Origin of the sequence: Streptomyces sp. PA03-6a (assembly GCF_033792765.1) — a bacterium.
In the GTDB taxonomy this organism is placed as follows: Bacteria; Actinomycetota; Actinomycetes; order Streptomycetales; family Streptomycetaceae; genus Actinacidiphila.
In genome coordinates this window covers 1-19741 of record NZ_JARAVK010000010.1, presented here as the reverse complement: position 1 = coordinate 19741, position 19741 = coordinate 1, and the positions used below count along the sequence as shown (strand labels likewise).

7 protein-coding genes and 2 pseudogenes are annotated in these 19741 nt (G+C 72.5%); 3 read left to right on the top strand and 6 right to left on the bottom strand.

Going from position 1 to position 19741, the window contains the following annotated elements; genetic code table 11:
- Positions 1–79: 79 nt before the first annotated feature.
- The 3 genes from PV350_RS04270 (at position 80) to PV350_RS04260 (ending at position 13044) form a co-directional block, all read left to right on the top strand.
- Complete coding sequence (locus PV350_RS04270) at positions 80–5443, top strand: non-ribosomal peptide synthetase/MFS transporter (RefSeq protein WP_500332868.1); 5364 nt, start codon at positions 80–82, stop codon at positions 5441–5443.
- Between the two features lie 96 nt (positions 5444–5539).
- On the top strand, positions 5540–11992 hold the full coding sequence (locus PV350_RS04265) for an SDR family NAD(P)-dependent oxidoreductase (protein WP_500332867.1): 6453 nt from the start codon (positions 5540–5542) through the stop codon (positions 11990–11992).
- Positions 11989–13044 carry a ketoacyl-ACP synthase III family protein gene (locus tag PV350_RS04260; protein ID WP_500332866.1) on the top strand — a complete coding sequence of 352 codons (1056 nt, stop codon included), beginning with the start codon at positions 11989–11991 and terminating at the stop codon, positions 13042–13044. Before PV350_RS04265 ends, PV350_RS04260 begins: the two co-directional genes overlap by 4 nt.
- 6 nt (positions 13045–13050) lie before the next feature.
- Here the strand turns inward: PV350_RS04260 and PV350_RS04255 are convergent, their stop codons facing one another.
- The 6 genes and pseudogenes from PV350_RS04255 to PV350_RS04230 form a co-directional block, all read right to left on the bottom strand.
- A complete protein-coding gene (locus tag PV350_RS04255; RefSeq protein ID WP_500332865.1) occupies positions 13051–15021 on the bottom strand; it encodes a potassium transporter Kup in 1971 nt (656 codons plus the stop codon).
- A gap of 453 nt (positions 15022–15474) precedes the next feature.
- Positions 15475–16359 (bottom strand): C40 family peptidase, encoded by an 885-nt coding sequence (locus tag PV350_RS04250; RefSeq protein ID WP_500332864.1) that lies wholly within the window; start codon positions 16357–16359, stop codon positions 15475–15477.
- Between the two features lie 152 nt (positions 16360–16511).
- Positions 16512–17541, bottom strand: a pseudogene (locus tag PV350_RS04245) (WD40 repeat domain-containing protein); the annotation flags it as partial.
- 21 nt (positions 17542–17562) lie between these two features.
- Positions 17563–17769, bottom strand: a pseudogene (locus PV350_RS04240) (helix-turn-helix domain-containing protein); the annotation flags it as partial.
- 139 nt (positions 17770–17908) lie between these two features.
- Entirely contained in the window at positions 17909–18355 is a 447-nt protein-coding gene (locus PV350_RS04235) for a hypothetical protein (RefSeq protein WP_500332863.1), read from the bottom strand.
- Between the two features lie 116 nt (positions 18356–18471).
- Positions 18472–19410 carry a hypothetical protein gene (locus tag PV350_RS04230; protein WP_500332862.1) on the bottom strand — a complete coding sequence of 313 codons (939 nt, stop codon included), beginning with the start codon at positions 19408–19410 and terminating at the stop codon, positions 18472–18474.
- Between the last annotated feature and the right edge of the window lie 331 nt (positions 19411–19741).

Genomic DNA, 19741 nt, shown 5'->3' with positions numbered 1-19741 from the left:
GTACCCGCAGACATCAGGCGGTGTCGTCCGGACCGCCGGCCGCCGGCGGCAGTAGGCATCTCGAAGGAGGATGAACGCCATGGGAGCTGGGGCTCTCGGTGAAGGCTCGCTCGTGACCGCGGGCGATGCGCAGACGCGCTCCCGTGAGCTGCTGGAGCGGCGCCTGGCGGCGGCACTCGCCAAGCCCGCCGACACGCTGCCACGCCGCTCCGACCCGTCCGCGCCGGTCCCGCTCACGTCCGCGCAAAGCAGGCTGTGGTTCCTCGATCAGCTCGGTACCAGCGGATCCGCGTTCCACTCCCGCGTCGTGCTGCGGCTGCGCGGTTCCCTGGACGAACAGGCTCTGCTCGGTGCCGTCCGGGAGCTGGCGCAGCGCCACGAGGTGCTCCGCAGCCGGATCGAGGAACGGGACGGGGAACCCGTCACCGTCGTGGGCAGCGCCGCGGACGTACCGGTGATCGTCGAGGACGTTCCGGCGGAACACCTGGACGCGGCGCTCGCGGCGGAGGCCGACCGGCCCTTCGACCTGGCACGGCGGCCGCCCATGCGTGCCGCGCTGCTCCGGAGCGGCGACGCCTCGGTACTCGCGCTGACGTTCCATCACATCGTCATCGACGGCACGTCCTTGGGCGTGATCCGCGCCGAACTCCCCGTCCTGTACGCCGCCGGGCTCGGACTCGCCGAGGCACCGCCGCCTCCGGAGCAGCACACCGACTACGCCGCGTGGCAGGCCTGCCGTCCGGAGCCGCACGACGACCTGGACTGGTGGGAGGAGGAACTGGCCGGTCTCGCACCTCAGCTGGACCTTCCTGCCGACCGGCCCCGGCCCGCGGTCGCAGGCTCCGCGGGCAGCGAGGTCGACCTGGTGATCGCCGGCGACCGCGCCGAACGAGTCCGGGCGGTCGCCGCACGGACCGGCTGCACCCCGTTCATGGTGTTCCTCGCGACCTGGCAGGCGTTGCTGTCGCGCATGTGCGGCACCACCGATGTCCCGGTGGGAGTGGTGGAAGCAGGCCGCCGCCATCCCAGTACGGACACCATGGTGGGCTGCTTCATCAACACCGTCGTCCTGCGTGCCGACCTCTCCGGCGACCCGACGTGGGCGGAGCTGCTCCAGCGGACCCGGGAGGTGGCCCTGGACGCGTTCGCCCACGCCGACGTGCCGTTCGAACGGGTGGTCTCGCGGCTCCGCCCCGACCGCAGCGCCACCTCAGCCCCGATCGTCCAGACGCTGTTCAACTTCCTCGTCCTGGGCGACGAACCGGAGGCCTTCCCGGGACTCGAGGTGACCGCGCTGAGCCCACCGGTGCTGTCCGCCAAGTCCGATCTCCACCTCACCCTGGCGGAAGGACCGGCCGGATTCACCGGCAACGTGAACTACCGCAGCGATCTCTTCGACGAGGAGACCGCCCGGGGCATCGCGTCCTGGTACCAGAACCTGCTGGCGCGGATGCTGGACGACCTCGAAGGGCGCGTGAGCGCCGCCGCGTTGGCGCCGACCGCCGACGCGGTGCTGCGCGGCCCGGTGCGCGAGGAGACACCGCGCACCCTTCACCCGCTCGTCGAACGGTGGGCGCACCGCACCCCCGACGCGCTTGCCGTCGTCGCCCCCGACGGCCGGCTCACCTACGGCGAACTCGACCGCACCGCCAACCGCATCGCCCACGCTCTGATCGCCGCGGGAGTCACCTGCGACGAGCCCGTCGGGGTCCTGCTGGAGCACTCGGTCGCCCTGCCCGCCGCCCTGCACGGCGTCCTGAAGGCCGGCGCCGGATACGTGCCGCTGGACGCCATGTACCCGGCGAGCCGGATCGCCTCGATCCTGGAGACCGCCGAGGTCCGCACGGTCGTGACCGTGCGCGAGTTCGCCGCACTGGTCGAGGGGGACGGCAGGCACGTCGTCGTCCTCGACGACCCCGCGACGCTCCGGGACCGCCCCGATCACCGGCCCGACGTGCCGGTGCGCCCCGAGCACCTGCTGCACGTCATCTTCACCTCCGGGTCCACCGGCACACCCAAGGGCGTCGCCGTCGAGCACGGCAGCGTGACCGACTACCTCGACGGCGTCCTGGAACGGCTGGGCGAGGACGTCCACGGCGGCGTCTACGCCGTGATGTCGACCATCGCGGCCGACTTCGCCCACACCTGCTTCCACGCGGCCCTCACCACCGGTGGAACCCTCCACTTCGTGGCACGCGAGACGGCCGTGGACCCCGTGGCCCTGGCCGGCTACCTCGCCGACCACCCCATGGACGTCATCAAGCTCGTCCCGAGCCACTTCGAACTGCTCGCGGCCCACGGCGACATCGGCGCCGTCCTGCCGCGCAAGCTGCTGATGTTCGCCGGCGAGGCCCTGCCCTGGTCCATCGTCGAGCGCGCCCGCGCCGCCCGCCCCGGGCTGCGGGTGCAGAACCACTACGGGCACACCGAATCCACCATGGTCCGCATGGTCTGCGACGTCGATGCCGTGCCCGACGGCCTGCGGACCGGCATCGTCCCGCTCGGCCGCCCGGTGCCCAACACCACCGGCTTCCTCGCCGACCGCGACGGCCGCCCGCTGCCCGCCGGCATACCGGGGGAGTTCCTCGTCGGCGGCCCCGGAGTCGCCCGCGGCTACATCGGCGCACCTGAGCTGACCGCGCAGCGGTTCGTGACGGTGGACGGGCAGCGCCTGTACCGCTCGGGCGACGTCCTGCGGATGCGCCCGGACGGCTGGGTGGAGTTCCGCGGCCGCGTCGACGACCAGGTGAAGGTACGTGGCTACCGGGTCGAGCCCGGCGACGTCGCCGAAGCCCTGCGCGGGCTGCCGGGTGTCGCCGAAGCTGTCGTGCTGCCCGTCGGCGAGGGCCAGCGCCAGGGCCTCGCTGCCTGGGTCGTACAGGACCCCGGAAGCTCGCTCGACTCCCGCGAGCTCCGGACAGGCCTGCGCGAACGGCTGCCCGAGTACATGGTGCCCGCCTCCCTCACGGTCCTCGACCGGTTCCCCCTGACACCTAACGGCAAAGTCGACAGGGCCGCCCTGCCACGCCCCGGCTCGGGCGACGCCGACGAACGGGTGCCGCCACGCACCCCCACCGAGCACCGCCTCGCCGGGGTGTGGGCACAGGTCCTCGGAGTGCCCGGGATCGGGATCGACGACGACTTCTTCACGCTCGGCGGGGACTCGTTCACCGCGGTTCGTGCCGTACGGGCCTGCGACCCCGGCCTGCGGGTGATCGACATGTTCACCCGTCCCACCGTCCGCGCACTGGCCGCACACCTCGACGCGGCCGACACCGGGCGGGGTCGCCTGCTCCACCGCCTCAGCGGGTCGCCGAACGCCACCGCCACCCTGGTCTGCTTCCCGTACGGCGGCGGATCGGCGGCCGTCCACCAGCCGCTCGCCGCGGCACTCCCGGACGATCTGGCGCTCCTCGCAGTCGAGTTGCCGGGACACGATCCCGCGCGCCCCGACGAGGAGTTCCGGCCGCTCGACGAGCTCACCGAACGGCTCGCCGAGGAGATCGAGGCGACGGTGAGCGGCCCCGTCCTCGTCTACGGGCACTCCGTGGGATCGGCCGCCGCCGTCGCGCTCGCCCGCAGGCTCGAGGCCGGCGGACGCGAGGTGCTCGGCGTGGTCGTGGCGGGCAACTTCCCCTCCGCCGGGCTGCCCGGACGGGCGGCCGCCTGGGCCAACCGCGTCCTGCCGCTGGAACGCTGGGCCTCCAGCCGCCACTACCGCGACATCCTGCGCACGACCGGCGGAATCCTCGACGACATGGACGACACCACCACCGAGACCGCCCTGCGCGCCATGCGCCACGACGCGACGCAGGCCCGGGCCTGGTACGCCCGGGAACTGGCCGCGCCACGCGCCGCCCTGAAGGCGCCGGTCCTGTGCGTGGTGGGCGAGGCCGACCACTCCACGGAGCTGTACCAGGAGCGGTACCGCGAATGGGGCGCCTTCGCCGACCGGGTCGAGCTCGCCACCATCCCGAAGGCGGGCCACTACTTCCTGCGTCACCAGGCGACCGCCCTCGCCGCCCTGCTCAGCGAGCGGATCACGGACTGGACCGCCGGGCGCCTGCCCGAGCCGGTCGCCGCGGCACCGGTAAGGCCCTCCGGCCTCCGCGGCTTCCACACCGTCGCGGCCGGGCAGTTCCTGTCCATGCTGGGCGGCAGCCTCAGCATGTTCGCCCTCGGCGTGTGGGCCTACCAGCGCAGCGGCCGGGTGCTCGACCTGGCCCTCGTCACGATGCTCGCCACGCTCCCCGCCGTGCTGGTCACGCCCATCGGAGGGACGGTCGCCGACCGGGTGGACCGCCGCCGCGTCATGCTCGCGGCGGACGGCACCAGCGCTCTCGCCATGGCGGCACTGGCGGTGCTCCTGGCCACCGGCCGCACTTCGCTGGCCGCCGTGTGCCTCATCGTGACGATCACCTCCATCGCGACCGCCTTCCACCGGCCCGCGTACCTGGCCGCCACCGCCCAACTGGTGCCCAAGCCCTACCTGCCGCAGGCCAACGCCCTCGTGGGCCTCGGACTCGGCTTCGCGAGCGTCGTCGGACCGCTCCTCGGCGGCGCCCTCGTGGCCCTCGTCGGAGTGTCCGGCGTCGTCGGAGTGGGCGTGTGCGCCTTCGCCGCGGGCATCGGGTCCCTACTGGCCGTCCGCTTCCCCGACCGGATGTTCCGGCGGCAACGCGAGACCTTCGGCCAAGCCCTCACCGGTGGCTGGCGGTTCATCGCACGGCGCAGGCCGCTGCTCCTGCTGACCGGCTTCGCCGCGGTACTGAACCTCTTCGCCTCGACGGTGTTCGTCGCGGTGCAGCCGCTCGTCCTGTCCTTCGCCGGAGTCCCGCAGCTCGGTCTCGTGACGACCCTGGGCGGGCTGGGCGGCGTGGTAGGCGGACTGCTGATGATCCCCTGGGGCGGGACCCGGCGCCGGGCCATCGGCATGATCGGCGCCACCCTCGGCGTCGGCGCGGGCACCGTCCTGATGGGTGTGCACGCGGCCCTGCCCGTCGTCGCGATCGGCCTGGCGCTGCGGATGGGCGCGATGGCCGTGATGAACGCCCACTGGCTGTCGATCATCCAGGTCAAGGTGGGGCAGGAACTGCAGGGCCGGGTCCTGGCCACCAACGTCATGCTCGCGCTCGCCACGCAGCCCGTGGGGTTCCTCGCGGCGGGCCCGCTCGCCGACGGCGTGTTCGCCCCCCTCCTGCGGGGGCATCCCGCACTCGGCGGCCTGCTCGGAAGCGGTCCCGGACGCGGCATGGCCCTGCTGCTGATCGCGTGCGGGCTGTGCATCGCCGTATGGGGCGCCCTCGGCCTCCTGTACCGGCCGCTGCGGCGGCTCGAGGACGACCTGCCCGATGCGACACCCGGCGCCGAGACCGAACACGACCTGGACCTCGTCCAGGAGCAGGCGGACACACGGTTCGCCGCCATCGGTCGCAAGGGCTGAGCCGCCGTGCCGTGAACTCCGCCGCAGAAGCGGTCCAGCCAGCAGCATTCCCCGTGGTTCCGCCGGAGCCACCCAGTCAGACATGAGGAACAGACCGTGCCCGTGCACGACAGGCCCAGCCGCACATCAGGGCGGGAGGTCGCCGAACCCATCGCCGTCATCGGCATGGCCGGCCGGTTCGCCGGCGCCGACACCGTCGACGAGATGTGGGCGCTCCTGCGCGACGGCACCGACGCGATCACCGAGATCCCCGCCGACCGCTACGACGTCGACCCGCTCTACGACCCCACCCCCCGCACCCCCGGCCGCACCGTCAGCCGATGGGGCGGATTCGTCCGGCAGGTCACGGACTTCGACGCCGGCTTCTTCGGCATCACCCCGCGTGAGGCCGACAAGATGGACCCGCAGCAGCGTCTGCTGCTGGAGGTCGCCTACGAGGCCCTGGAGGACGCGGGTGTCCCGCTGGCCGCGGTGGCCGGCTCCGACACCGGCGTCTACATCGGCCAGATCAGCGACGACTACTGGCACGCTCAGCGTGCCGCACGTGACCACTACGACCTGTACGACATGACGGGAGGCGGCCTCCGCGCGCCCATGTCAGGGCGGCTGTCCTACGCCTTCGACCTGCGAGGCCCCAGCATCACCGTCGACGCGGCATGCTCCTCGGGACTGGTGGCGGTGCACCACGCCGTGCAGGCCCTCCGCCTCGGCGAATGCCGGCTGGCCATCGCCGGCGCGGCCGGCCTCGTGCTCCAGCCCGACGCAGGAGTCGCGTACTCCGGCGCGGGCATGCTCGCCAGGGACGGCCGCTGCAAGTTCGGCGACGCGTCCGCGGACGGCTTCGTCCGCAGCGAAGGCGTCGGCAGCGTGATCCTCAAACCCCTCACTCAGGCGCTGGCCGACGGGAACCGGATCCGGGCGGTCCTGCGCGGCTCCGCGGTGGGCAACGACGGCCGGTCCGGCGGATACATGGTCGCCCCCGGGGTCAAGGGCCAGCGCGACGTACTCCTGCGCGCCTACGCCGACGCGGGCGTGAACCCGGCCGACGTGGACTACGTGGAGGCGCACGGCACGGGGACCGCTGTCGGTGACCCGGTCGAACTCGAAGCGCTCGCCGAGGTGCTGGGCAAGGACCGTCCCGCCGACCGTCCCGCCCTCGTGGGCTCGGTCAAGACCAACATCGGGCACGCCGAGGCAGCGGCGGGAATCGCCGGCCTCATCAAAGCGGTGCTCTGCCTCGAAAAGCGCGTCGTCCCCCCGAGCCTGCACTTCAACGAGCCCCACCCGGCCGTGCCCTGGGCGGTACTTCCGCTCACCGTCGCGACCCGGAACACGCCACTACCCGACGCGGGTCGGCCCGCTCTGGCAGGCGTCAACAGCTTCGGCATCTCCGGCACCAACGCCCACCTCGTCCTGGAGGAGCACGTGCCCGCCCCGGAGCCCGTCGGGGAAAAGTCGACGGACCGCACGGAACTGCTGACCCTCTCCGCCGCGACACCCGAGGCGCTCACCGAACTCGCGGCCTCCTACGCACGGTTCCTGACGGCCGGGAGCAGCCGTTCCCCCCGCCTGCGCGACGTCTGCTACAGCGCGGCGCTGCACCGTTCCCACCTCGACGCCCGGCTGGCCCTTCCGGCCGCCACCCGCGAGGAGGCCGCATCGGCGCTGACCGCTTTCGCACAAGGCGACCCCGAGCCCTCCCTGTCCTTCTCGGAGTACACCGATCCCGCACTGCGCCCCAGGGTCGCGTTCGTCTTCCCCGGCCAGGGCTCCCAATGGATCGGCATGGGACGTGAACTGCTCGACGGCGAACCGGCCTTCGCCCGCGCCATGCAGGCGTGCGACACCGCGATCCGCGCCGAGACCGGCTGGTCCGTCATCGACCTTCTGCGAGACGGGCCCGAGGACCGCTTCGCCGAACTCGACGTCATCCAGCCCACGCTGTGGGCGATGGAGATCGCCCTGGCGGAGGTGTGGCGCTCCTGGGGCGTCGAACCCGACGTCGTCATCGGCCACAGCATGGGCGAATCGGCGGCGGCCTACATCGCGGGAGCCCTGAGCCTCGAGGACGCCGCGGCCGTCATCTGCCGCCGCAGCCGGATCGCCAAGCGCCTGGCCGGCCGCGGCGCCATGGCCGTGGTCGCCCTGCCCGCCGACGAGGCGGGCCGGGCCCTCGCGGGCCACGAGGACACCGTCTCCGTCGGGGCCGCCAACAGCCCGTCCTCGACGCTGCTCGCGGGAGACGTGGACGGCTTGGCGGAGGTCCTGGCGGGCCTCGACGCACGGGGGATACCCAACCGGCTCGTCAAGGTCGACTTCGCCTCGCACTCCCCGCACATGGACGTGCTCCGCGACGACCTGCTGGAGGCCCTGAAGGACCTCGCCCCGCGCCGAGCGATCGTCCCGCTCCACTCGACGCTCCTCGGCGAGGTCATCGACGGCTCCGGCATGGACGCCGACTACTGGGCCAGGAACATCCGTGAGGCCGTCGACTTCGTCGGCGCAGTGCGCCACCAACTCGACGCCGGCGAAACCGTGTTCATCGAGCTGAGCCCCCACCCGGTACTGATCAACGCCATCAGGGGGACCGGACGCGCGGCAGGCCGCGACGACACCACCGCCGTCGGCTCCCTCCACCGCGACGAGGGCGAACGCTCCGCGTTGCTGACCGCGGCGGGGCGCCTCCACACCGCGGGGGTGGCACTGGACCTCGCCTCCGTCGTCGACGGCGGCCGGTACGTTCCGCTGCCCGGCTACGCCTGGCAGCGCACCCGGCACTGGCTGCCCGAGTCCGCCGCCGCTTCGAAGCCCGCGCGGCCCCGGCCGGAAACCAGGCCAGGCCACCCGCTCCTGGGAGCCCGCACGACGACCGCCGGAGACACCCGCACGTGGGAGGGACCCCTCGATCCGCGCCGCCACGCCTACCTGGCCGACCACCGGATCCAGGACACCGTCGTCGTGCCCGGCACCCTCTACCTGGAGCTGCTCACGGAAGCCACCCGGCAGATCCTCGGTGACGGACCGGTCGCACTGACCGACGTCCGCTACCGTCAGGCCCTCTACCTCAACGGGAACGGCCCGGCCCCCACCCTGAGGGTGAGCGCCGTCCTCGGCGCGGAGGGCGTGGCGTTCCGGGTCCACGGCAGATTCTCCGACGCTGCCCCGTGGGTCCTGCACGCCCAGGCGACGGGTCGCGCCCTGCACGAGCCGGAACACGCAGCCCCGGTCGACCTGGCGGCCGTCCGGAACGGCCTCCCCACGCACCAGAACGCCGACGAGTTCTACGCCTACAACGCCGAACGCGGCAACCAGTGGAACGGTGCGTTCCGGGGCGTGGTGGAGCTGTGGCGCAGGGACGGCGAGGCTCTGGCACGCCTCGAGAGTCCCGAGGGGGTGCGCGCCGGCCTCGGCGACCACCACTTCCACCCCGCGCTGCTCGACGCCGGCTGCCACGGGATGACGGCGGCCCGCCCCCGCACGGCGGCGGACGCGGAGGGCGTGTTCGTCTTCGGCGGGATCGACGAGTTCCGCTCCTACCACCGGCCCGGGCACGAGGTGTTCAGCCACGCCCGGCTGGTGCCGACCTCGCGCGAGGACTCCTTCGCCGCCGACATCCGCCTGGCCGACTCCTCCGGCCGGCTCCTGGCCGAGATGCGCGGTGCGCGACTTCAGTACCTCGCCGGCCACGCCCCGGCCCTCGAAGAGGCCTCCGCGACCACCGCCCCGGCCGACGACGTCGACGGCCTACGGTACGAACTCCAGTGGAAGACGCAGCCACGCCCGGACACCGTAGGCACGCCTTCCCAGCACGGGACCTGGCTGGTCTTCAGCGACAGCGGCCCCTTCGGACGGGCCGTGGCCAGAGGGCTCGCCGCCGAGGGCGAGGACACCGTCGTCGTGACCGCCGCCGCGAGCTACCAGGCCGCCGGCGACCGGTTCCGCATCGACCCCGCCGACCCCGCGCACTACGCCGCGGTGCTGGACGACGTCGCGGAACGCGGCCGGCTCCGTGGCATCGTGCACCTGTGGTCCCTGGACGCGGAGGCAGCACTCGACGCCACGGCAAAGGAGATCGACAGAGCCCAGCTGCTGTCCTGCGGCAGTGTCGTCCACCTCGCGCAGGCCCTGGACGCCCGGGAGCACCCCGGCGACCCCGGGCTGTGGCTGATCAGCCGCCACGCCCAGCGCGTCGCAGCCGACGACCGGCACGTCGCCCCCTTCCAGGCGCTGCTGTGGGGACTGGGACGTACGCTCTCCGCCGAGCACCCGGAGCTGCGCACGCGCCTGGTCGACATCGACCGCAACCCCAAGAGCGTCGACGCACTGATCGCCGACCTCCTCCGACCCGACGACGAGGACCAGATCGCGTTGCGTGACGGCACGCGCCGTGTCGCCCGTCTGGTCGCACGTCGGAAGATCCCCGAGGGCACAGGGCCGGTGTCGGCCGTACGCCTTTCGACCCCGCGACCGGGCACGGCCGACGACCGGTGGCCGACCCCGTTCACACCTCCCGTGCCCGACGCGGACGAGGTCGTCATCCGTGTCTCCCACGCCGCACTCGACCGCCCGGGCGTCCCGTTGGCCACGGGCTGCTCCGGAACCGTGACCGCCGTGGGAGACGGCGTCCGCGACGTGGCCGTCGGTGACCTGGTCATCGCCCTCGCCGAGAACGCCACGGCCTCGCACGTCGTCACCAAGGCGGTCCTGACGGCGCCGATGCCCCCGGGCATGGCGCCCGCCGAGGCCGCCACACTGCCCCGGGCGTACCTCACCGCCTACCACGCGCTCCACGACGTCGCCCGCGTCGCGAAGGGCAACCGCGTGCTCGTCGATGCGGAGACCGCCGGAATCGGACCGGCTGCGGTGAATGTGGCCCGATGGCTGGGAGCGGACGTCCACGCCGTCGCCGCGAGCGTTGATGATTCGGTGCTCCGCGAGGCCGCGGGCAGGGCCGGATTCGACGTCATCCTCAGCACGCGTACGGGCCAGGGCCCGGGTGCCGACCTCTCCTTGCTGGCACCCTACGGACACTACGTGGAGCTCAGCGGGACCGACAGCGCCGATGCCGCCCCCTTGGAGCGCACTCGGCTGGTGCCCAACCTCTCCTTCCACGCGGTCGACATCGCCCACATGATCCGGCACCAGCCCCACCGCGCCGGTGCGGTGTTGCGGGCGACGGCCGACCTCGTCGGCAAGGGGGCGCTCTCCCCACTGCCCCACCGGGAAAGCAGCGCCGCCCGAGCCGGTCAGGTCCTCCAGCCGGAGAGCCAGGCCGGGTCGTGCACCGTTCAGACCGTCCTCGCTTTCCCCGACGACGTGCTGACCGCCGCACCGGGCCGCGGGAGGACCACGTCCTCCATAGGCACCTACCTCATCACCGGTGGCGCAGGAGGCATCGGAGCACGGCTCGCCTCCTGGCTCGTCGACCAGGGAGCCCGCACCCTCCTCCTGACCGGACGCACCCCCCTGTCAGACCCGGCAACCGCCGCCCCCGACCACCCACAGGCCGCACTGCCGGTCCTGCTCCGGGATCTCGCGCTGCGGGGCGTCGACGTCGAGTACGCGGCCGTCGACGTAGCCGACCACCAGGCCATGCGCGCGCTCCTCGCGGACAGGGCCCACAGGGGCAAGGCACCGCTGCGGGGAGTGTTCCACGCGGCCGGGACCTACGACTCCGTCCCGGTGAGCGACACGACGCAGCGGCGCCTCGCCTCCCTCCTCAGGGCCAAGGTGTCAGGGGCCTGGAACCTGCACCGACTGGTGCAGGACATACCCCTGGACATGTTCGTCCTGTTCTCCTCCGGCTCCTCGATCCTGCCGTCACCCCTTCTGGGCGGCTACGCGGCAGGAAACGCGTTCCTCGATGCCCTGGCCCACCACCGTCTCGCCGCCGGCGCCCCGGCCACCTCGGTCAACTGGGGCTACTGGGGCGGTGTCGGCATGGTCGCCCGCCAGGAAGAGGAGAACGGCCGGGGCCTCGTCCCCCAGGGCATGGCGAGCTTCTCTCCCGACGAGGGACTCACCGTTCTGGGGCGCATCCTCGCCGAAGGCACCTCGCATACCGTCGTCCTGCGAACCGACTGGCCGTCATGGGCGCGCGTCCATCCTGACGCGGCACACGTCCCGCTGCTCGGCGAACTGACCCGGCGCGACACACCGGCACGGCCGCACGCTCCGGCGGCCACGTCGCGATCGGAGGCGCGCGAGGCCCTGCCGGTACAGCCGACGCGACGGACCGCGCCCACTTCCGTTTCCGGGTCCCGAGCCGTGACGGATTCAGGGGTGGTCGAGACGCTGAAGAGGATCGCCGCAGCCATCCTGGGCGTGAAGCAGGAGCGGCTGATCGCGAGCCGGCCGCTCAACAAGATGGGCATGGATTCGATGATGGCGGTCCAGCTCAGGAACGACATCGACCGGCACCTCAAGGTCAGACTGCCGATGGTCAGGATCCTCCGGGACAGCTCCGTCGATTCCCTGGCCCAGGCCATCGCCGACACCAAGGCCGCCACAGCGGCGGACCGCGCGCCGGAAGGAGCGTCCTCGAAGTGAAGACCCCCGACCTGTACATCGCAGGGCTCGGCGTACACGTCCCCACCGTCCTCGACGCCAGGCGAGCGGTGGAACTGGGCCTGTACGACCCCGAGGACCACGCGTACCAAGGATGGACGGGAGCGGCCGTCGCCGGCGACACGCCGGCACCGGACATGGCCGTGCGGGCGGCGCGCCAGGCCATCGAACGCGCCGGCACCCACCCCCATGACCTCGCCCTCCACATCCACGCCGGCATGCACAAGCAGGGGCCCGGAGCCTGGTCGGCCCAGCACTACATCCTGCGCCACGTCACGGACCAGGACATCCCGTCCTACCAGGTCAGTCAGGGATGCAACGGCCTGATCGGCTCGCTCGAACTCGCCGCCTGCCATCTCCTGGCCGTCCCCGAGCGCGCGGCGGCACTCGTCACGGGCTCCGACAACGTGAGCACCCCGCACTTCAACCGCTGGGCGTCCCTGGAGAACGGTGTCATCGCCGACGGGGCCAGTGCCGTCGTGCTCACCAAGCAGCCGGGTTTCGCCAGGCTCCTGTCGATCAACAGCGGATCCACCGCCGAGGTCGAAGAGCGCTTCCGCGACGAGGAGTTCCCTCCCGTGACCGGCGCGGACGCCGAGGACCGGCCGGCGACGGCCGCACCCCTGGACGAGGCGATCTCCGAAGCCGTGGGGCGCCAAGGGGAACTACGGACGGAGCTCGCTCTGCGGACGGTGGCCGAGGCCGACCTCGACGTCGGCGACATCACCCGCGTGGCGCACATCTTCACCGGCCGGGAGGGCTACCTCAAGGGGATTCTCGACCCCATGGGCCTCCGCACCGAGCAGGGGCTGCTCGATCTCGGCCGGGGGCTGGGGCACATGACGGTCAACGACCAGATCGTGGGCCTCAACCACCTCGTCGAGACGCGGCAAGTCGGCGCGGGCGACCATGTGCTGATCGTGGCGCACGGGGGCGGTGTCTCGATCACCTGTGCCGTCGTCCGCATCGAGCACCTGCCGACCTGGGCCGTGGGCCATGCCTCGGCCCCGGCAGCCGAGAACCCCCGAGAATAGGAGCGCCTACACCTCGATCTGCGAACCCATGATCACCGTCCGGTCGCGGGGGAGACCGAAGTACTCGGCGGCGTCGGCGGTGATGTACGAGGTGGTGATGAACAGGCGCTTGCGCCACGGTGCCATGGTGGGCGCCTTCCCACGCCGGAGCTCGATCTTCGACAGGAAGTAGGACGCCTCGTCGAGCCGCAGCCGCCCCTCGGTCACCGCCGGGTCGAGCATCGCGATCGCCCCGGGCACGTCCGGGGTCTCCATGTAGCCGAACCGGGCGGTGACGTGGACGATCCCGTCGTCGGAGTAGCCCAGGTCGTCGACGGCGATCCGCCGGTCGGCCGGGACGCGGGGGACCGGCTCGGTCTTCAGGGCCAGGATGACGACGTGGTCGTGCCGCACGTGGTTGTGCTCGACGTTGGCGCGCAGGGCCAGGGGTGCCGTCTCCTTGCCCCGGTTGAGGAAGACGGCCGTGCCGGGCACCCGCAGCGTGCGCACCTGCCCGCTGCGGAGCCGTTCGACGAACTCGCGCAGCGAGCCTTCCCGCCGTGCCCGTTCCGCGGTGACGATCTCACGTCCGCGCTGCCAGGTGGTCATGACGGTGAACGCGGTGAGCCCGATCAGCAGCGGCAGCCACGCGCCGTGCACGAGCTTGGTCAGGTTGGCCGCCACGAACAGCAGGTCGACGAAGAGCAGCACCGCCGCGCCGGCCGTCAGCAGCCACACGGGCGTGCCCCACTTCGCGCGGGCGACGTAGAAGAACAGCAGGGTCGTGATGGTGATGGTGCCCGTGACCGCCATGCCGAAGGCGAAGGCCAGCGCCGTGGAGCTGCGGAACGCGAAGACCAGGGTGAGGACGGACACCATGAGCAGCCAGTTGATCCAGGGCACGTAGACCTGGCCGATGGTGGACTCGGAGGTATGCGCGATCCGCAGCCTCGGGAGGTAGCCGAGCTGGGCCGCCTGCGAGGCGACCGAGTACGCGCCGGTGATCACCGCCTGCGAGGCGATCACCGTCGCCGCGGTGGCCAGCAGCACCATGGGCAGCCGACCCCAGTCCGGTACGAGCAGGAAGAACGGGCTGCTGATGTTGGCCGGGTCGGCGAGGATGAGCGCGCCCTGGCCGAAGTAGCTCAGCACGCAGGCGGGGAAGACGAGGAACAGCCACCCGCGGGTGATCGCCCGGCGGCCGAAGTGCCCCATGTCGGCGTAGAGCGCCTCTGCCCCGGTGACCGCGAGCACGACCGCGGCCAGGGCGAAGAAGGCCGTTCCGAAGTGACCGAAGAGAAACCCCAGGGCGTACGTCGGCGACAGCGCCCTCAGGATCTGCGGATGGCCGGCGATGCCCGCCACTCCGCAGGCGCCGATGGCCAGGAACCAGGCGACCATCACCGGCCCGAACACCCGGCCCACCACGGCGGTGCCCCTGCGCTGCACCAGGAACAGCAGCACCAGGATGACCGCCGTCACGGGTACGACGACGCTCTCCAGCGACGGCTGGACCACCTTGAGCCCCTCGACCGCCGACAGCACCGAGATGGCGGGGGTGATCATGCTGTCGCCGAAGAACAGTGACGCGCCGAAGATGCCCAGAGCGGCCAGCACGGCGGTGACCCGTGCGCCCTGCTGCGCGCTCCACCCCCGCAGCAGGGTGATCAGCGCCATGATGCCGCCCTCGCCGTCGTTGTCGGCGCGCATCGCCAGCAGCACGTAGGTGACGAGGACGATGACCACCACCGACCAGAACACCAGCGAGACCACCCCGTACACGTTCTCCGTGGAGACCGGGACGGGATGCGGATCGCTCGGGTTGAACACGGTCTGGAGGGTGTAGATCGGGCTGGTCCCGATGTCGCCGAAGACCACGCCGAGGGCGGCGACCACCACCGCGAGACGCACCGCGTCGTGCGCTCCCCGGCTGCGGCCCCCGGGCGAGCCCGCCGCGGATCCGCCGTCCGGCGCGGTCCCGTGCCGGCCATCGGCCATGGTGTTCCTCCTCCGCGCGGGCCGCTGTGGTGCGGGCCGGGTGCCGTACGGCGGACGATACCCACACCCTCACGCCGAGGCGGGGATGCGGCGTCCGCCCGGACCTGTCGTCAGGGCGCCATCAAAAAATGAGAGCGGTACGAGTCGACGGCGCCGGCGAAATCGCCGTCACCGGCCTGCGGGGTGCGGGCGCCTCGGACCTCCGGATCGGCCCACCGATTCCCGCGTCTTTCGGAGCCGTGGCCCATGGCGGCCGGGGCGGACGGCCCCGGAAGTTCGGCCGGCCGTCCGGGAATGTCCGCCGCGCTGTCGGTGCAGTGTCCGACTTTCCAGGACCTCGCAGGTGCTGCCGCACCCGTCATGCTTCCCGGCGCATTCGGGTGAACACGGACAAGGCGCATGACGGTGCGGGCGCCGGTGGCCGCGGGTGGCGGCTACCGGCGCCCGGGTGCGTCACGCCTTGGGCGGTACGGTGTTGCAGTCGGGGACTCCGTCGAGCCAGGCGGGTCCCTGGATGTAGATGTTGGTCATCCAGGCCTTGTAGTCGGGCAGGTAGGCCCAGACGTCGTTGGAGTAGCCCTCGGCCTCAACGAGTTCGGCGTGCTTTTGGCACTGCACGCGGATGGTGGTCGGGCCGGGGAAGGCGTAGACGCGGCCGGCGCCGAGCGAGGGCGCCTGCTTGGTCCACACGCCGTTGCCCCAGGTGCGGTGGATGTGGCCGGTCACTGCACCGGTGTTGACGCGGACGGCACCGTAGTAGTCGCCGCCCAGGCGGACGTCGCTGACCATGAGGCGGGTACCGGACTCCTTGGCCTCCACCATCTTGCCCGCGCCGAGGTAGATGGCGATGTGGTGCAGGTCGTCGGAGCGGCCCCAGGCCAGCAGGTCGCCGGGGAGCAGCGGCGCCAGGGCCTGGGCGGCGGTGAAGCGGTTCGCCGCCCGGTGGGTGTAGTACTGCGTGCTGGCGGTGCCGTTGAGGATGTCCGAGCCGGCGGCACGGGCGTAGGCGTGGCGGACGAGGCCGGAACAGTCGAAGCCGAGCCGCTCGGGGTCGTGCGCGCTGTCGGGGTCGGTCGGGTCGATCTGGCCGTAGGTGGCGCCGGGTTGGGCGCCGTGGCCGCCGCCCCAGGTGTACCAGGTGCCGGCCGTCACCTCGGCGCAGGCGGCGGCTATGGCGGCTTCGGCGGCCGCGGAGGCCCCCGGGGCGAGAGCGCCGCACGCGGCGGCGTCCCGTTGTGGAGCGTGCGGCGGGCCCGCGGCGGCGGTCGCGGCCGGCGCGGCGAGGAGAAGGGCGAGCAGGGCGATCAGTGTGTGGACGACTCTGGTCCGGCAGGCCATGCCAGGACCCCCGTTTTCTGGTGGTGTGCGGAACTGGTCGGACAGCAGCCTGGGGGCCGCGCCCCCGGCCCGTCGAGGTGCGGGGCGTCGCCCCACTGCGGTGGGCAACGGGAAACCCTCGGGAAACCCGCGCCCACCGGTGAGGGCGGCCGTCACCCCCGGCGGGCGCAGGCGGCCGCCCGCGGCAACTCGGACGCGGGGACACCGGGCAGCAGGGCGGCGAGCTCGCGCGCGTCCAGGCCCGCGCGCAGCCGGCAGATCACGGCCAGCCGGGCCTGCGGGTCGAGGTCCCACAGCCGGACGGTGCCGTCGTTGCCGCTGCTGGCCAGGGTGCGGCCGTCGGGGGCGAAGACCACGCCCCACACCGAGTTGGTGTGCCCCGTCAGCGTCGCCCACCCCGGCGCCTGCCGACGTCCCACAGGCTCTCGGTGCGGTCCGCGCCGCTGCTGGCGAGGGTACGGCCGTCGGGGGAGAAGGCCACCCCGCGCACGGAGCCGACGTGGCCGGTCAGGGTCGCCTCGGTGCGGTGGCGGCGCACGTCCCACAGCCGGACGGTGCCGTCGTTGCCGCTGCTGGCCAGGGTGCGGCCGTCCGTCGCGAAGGTGACGCTGCGTACCGCGCCGGTGTGGCCGGTGAGGGTGGCGAGCCGCCGGTGGGTGGTGACGTTCCACAGCCGGACGGTCAGGTCGTCGCCCGCGCTGGCGAGGAGGCGTCCGTCGGGGCCGAAGGTGACATCGTTGGCATCGTCCTCGTGGCCGGTCAACACGGCCAGCGGGCGGCCGTCCGCGGTGTCCCAGAGTAGGAGCGTGCGGTCGCTGCCAGCGGAGGCCAGGGTGCGGCCGTCGGGCGCGAAGGCCACCGAGAAGCCACCGGTTGGCGCCGGCCCGCGTCCCACAGCCGCACAGGGCGGTCGGTGTCGGCGGTGGCCAGCAGGCTGCCGTCGGGGCTGTACTGGGCCTGCCACACCTCGGTGAACGGGCGAGCCGTGAGCGCCGGGCCCGCGAGGTTCCACGGCGCCACGGACTGATCGAAGCCGGCCGTGGCGAGCTAGGCGCCGTCGGAGGTGAGGGCGACGCCGAGCGCGTGGTCGGTGTGGCCCGCGAGCACGCCCGTCTGGCGCCCGCTGTGCACGTCCCACAGCCGCGTCGTCCCGTCGCCGACCGCGCCAACGACCGTGGCGCCGACCCCGCCGGCCGTTGCGGCGCGGTCGACGGTCGCCCGCTTTGCGCCGGTCTCGATCTTGCTCAGGTAGCCCTTGCTGGAGTGGGTCCTGCGGGCCAGGTCGGCGAGCGACAGGCCGCGTTCACGTCGCAGTCGTCGTAGTTGCGCGGGGAAAGAATGCGTGGTCGGCGCATCCGGGTTCCCCGCGTCGTGGTGGTCTGCTTCGGTCGCGTGGCGTGGGTCGACCACGATGTCCCCCCAGGGCCGTACGTCAAGGCTCCTGGGGGACGGCTAGGGCATCCCGGCGTTGCTTCGCTGTAGCGCAAAGACGCACGTCCGAAGCCGAGTCGACGGCTCCGGACGTGCGTTCCTACGGCCCCCGGGCGGATCAGGTCAGGGTGGCCCCACAGCCGCCGTTGACCCACTGGTGCGACCGGATGTTGTTGTCCACGACGTTGCCGTCGGTGAAGTAGTTGTCGGACAGGTTGTCGGCGTACAGCTCGCCCGGGTACAGGCAGGTGTGACCGCCCTGGTGGTCCTCCAGGTAGAAGAACTTCACGATGGACAGGCTGCCCGTGTAGCCCCGGTTCATCACCGAGGACGCCCGGTCGTTCGCGCCGCCCCAGTTGGAGCTGTCGCCGGCGGCGACGATGATCGGGCTGCCGTTGCAGTCGTAGCCGTCCCAGGCGTACATGTTGCCGTTGCGCGCCCCCCACTTGCTGTCGCACACGGCGCCGGCGACGGTGCTCTCAGCGGCCTGCGACGTGGCGGCCGGGACGGCCACGCCCAGGGCGGTGAGCCCGATGAGCGCTGCGGAGACGGTGAACTTGCGCATGGTGGTTTCCCTCGTTTCTCGATGGTGCCCGGTGGTGGTGCGCCGGCGGGGCGGGGCGTCGGGTGCCCGTGGGGTGCCCTCGCCGGTGGACGGGGCGCTTCCGTGCGCGGGATGGTTCAGTCACGCTCCGGAACTATGCGCACCGCCCGGTCGTAGGCCTGCCGGCCGAGACGGCGGTAGGTGTCGATGTCCTTGACGTACCGGTCGGGCAGGCGGTCCAGGTAGTGCTTCTCGCGGGCCGTGGCCACGGCCCGCAGAGAGGTGCGGCGCGCGCAGCCGGCGTCCGCGACGGCGGTCCTGCGCTCGGCGGCGAAGGCCTCGTCGGCGCGGGCCGAGCCCAGCCGCACGCCCGCGGCCCGCACGCCGTCCTGAGCGGCCTGGGGGTCGGGGTAGGGTTCGCCGGCATCGCGCATGCACACGGACCACGCCTGGACGGCCGCGGTGAGCTGCCCGTCCTTCATCAGCCGCCCGGCGTAGAGGGAGTTGGCGCTCAGCGCGATCTTGCTGGTACGGAACCACTCGGCGGGATCGCCGTAGAGCGTGCGCTCGGCCTCCTCGGTGCAGCCGCCGATGCGCTTGCGGATCTCGCCGCCGTTCGGCATCGGGGCGGTGAGCATGCGGGCGCCGTCGCCGCCGTCCAGGGCCTCGTCGAACAGGGCGCGGCGCGTGGCGGGCAGGTCCTGGCGGTAGGCCCCGTTGACGTTGCGCTCGCGCAGCCGCGCGCTCTTCGCCTCGATGCGGCTGCCGTAGCCGTAGGTCCGCGCCCACGCCAGGTCGTCCTGGACGAAGCGCACGGGCCGGCTCTCCTGGAGCGTCAACTCGCGCTCCTCCTGGTAGGTGAAGCCCTGGCGCCCCATGCACCGGCTGGTCAGCCGCTGGAGGGCGTCGTTGACGCGGACCTCCTGCCGCCAGGTCAGCGCCGGTGTGCGCACGCCGGTGTCCTGGCGGGTCCGTCCGCGGGCGTCGCCGGCGCCGTCACCGCCGTTACCGCAACCGGTCACCACGGCGGTGGCGAGCGCGGTCACCGCACACAACGACATGAGCGCACGTCTCATGGATCCTGATTCCCCCTGCCGCCTCATGGCCCCGGATCCCCGGTGCCGCCCGGTCCCCCGTGCGGCACCGCAGAGGGCGCCCCTCGGTTGCCGCCGGCCACGGTCGTGCCGTGCGCCGACGGGACACAGACTCCTGGCGCCGCCCGCCGGGGTCGACGGGTTTCCCGTTGCCCACCGGCTGCCGGACCGGGAAACCCGTCGACCCCGGCGGGCGGCGCCAGGAGTCTGTGTCCCGTCCTGACACTTATAAACATCTGACGATGACGAGGATAAAGAAGATGTAGAGAAGAGAGATAAAGAAAGAAAAAAAAAAAAAAAAAAAAAAAAAAAA

Bases quoted from the DNA above. Each gene is read 5' to 3' on its own strand.
- PV350_RS04250 (WP_500332864.1), bottom strand. From the start codon at position 16,359: ATGGCCTGCCGGACCAGAGTCGTCCACACACTGATCGCCCTGCTCGCC.
- PV350_RS04255 (WP_500332865.1), bottom strand. From the start codon at position 15,021: ATGGCCGATGGCCGGCACGGGACCGCGCCGGACGGCGGATCCGCGGCG.
- PV350_RS04235 (WP_500332863.1), bottom strand. From the start codon at position 18,355: ATGCGCAAGTTCACCGTCTCCGCAGCGCTCATCGGGCTCACCGCCCTG.
- PV350_RS04270 (WP_500332868.1), top strand. From the start codon at position 80: ATGGGAGCTGGGGCTCTCGGTGAAGGCTCGCTCGTGACCGCGGGCGAT.
- PV350_RS04230 (WP_500332862.1), bottom strand. From the start codon at position 19,410: ATGAGACGTGCGCTCATGTCGTTGTGTGCGGTGACCGCGCTCGCCACC.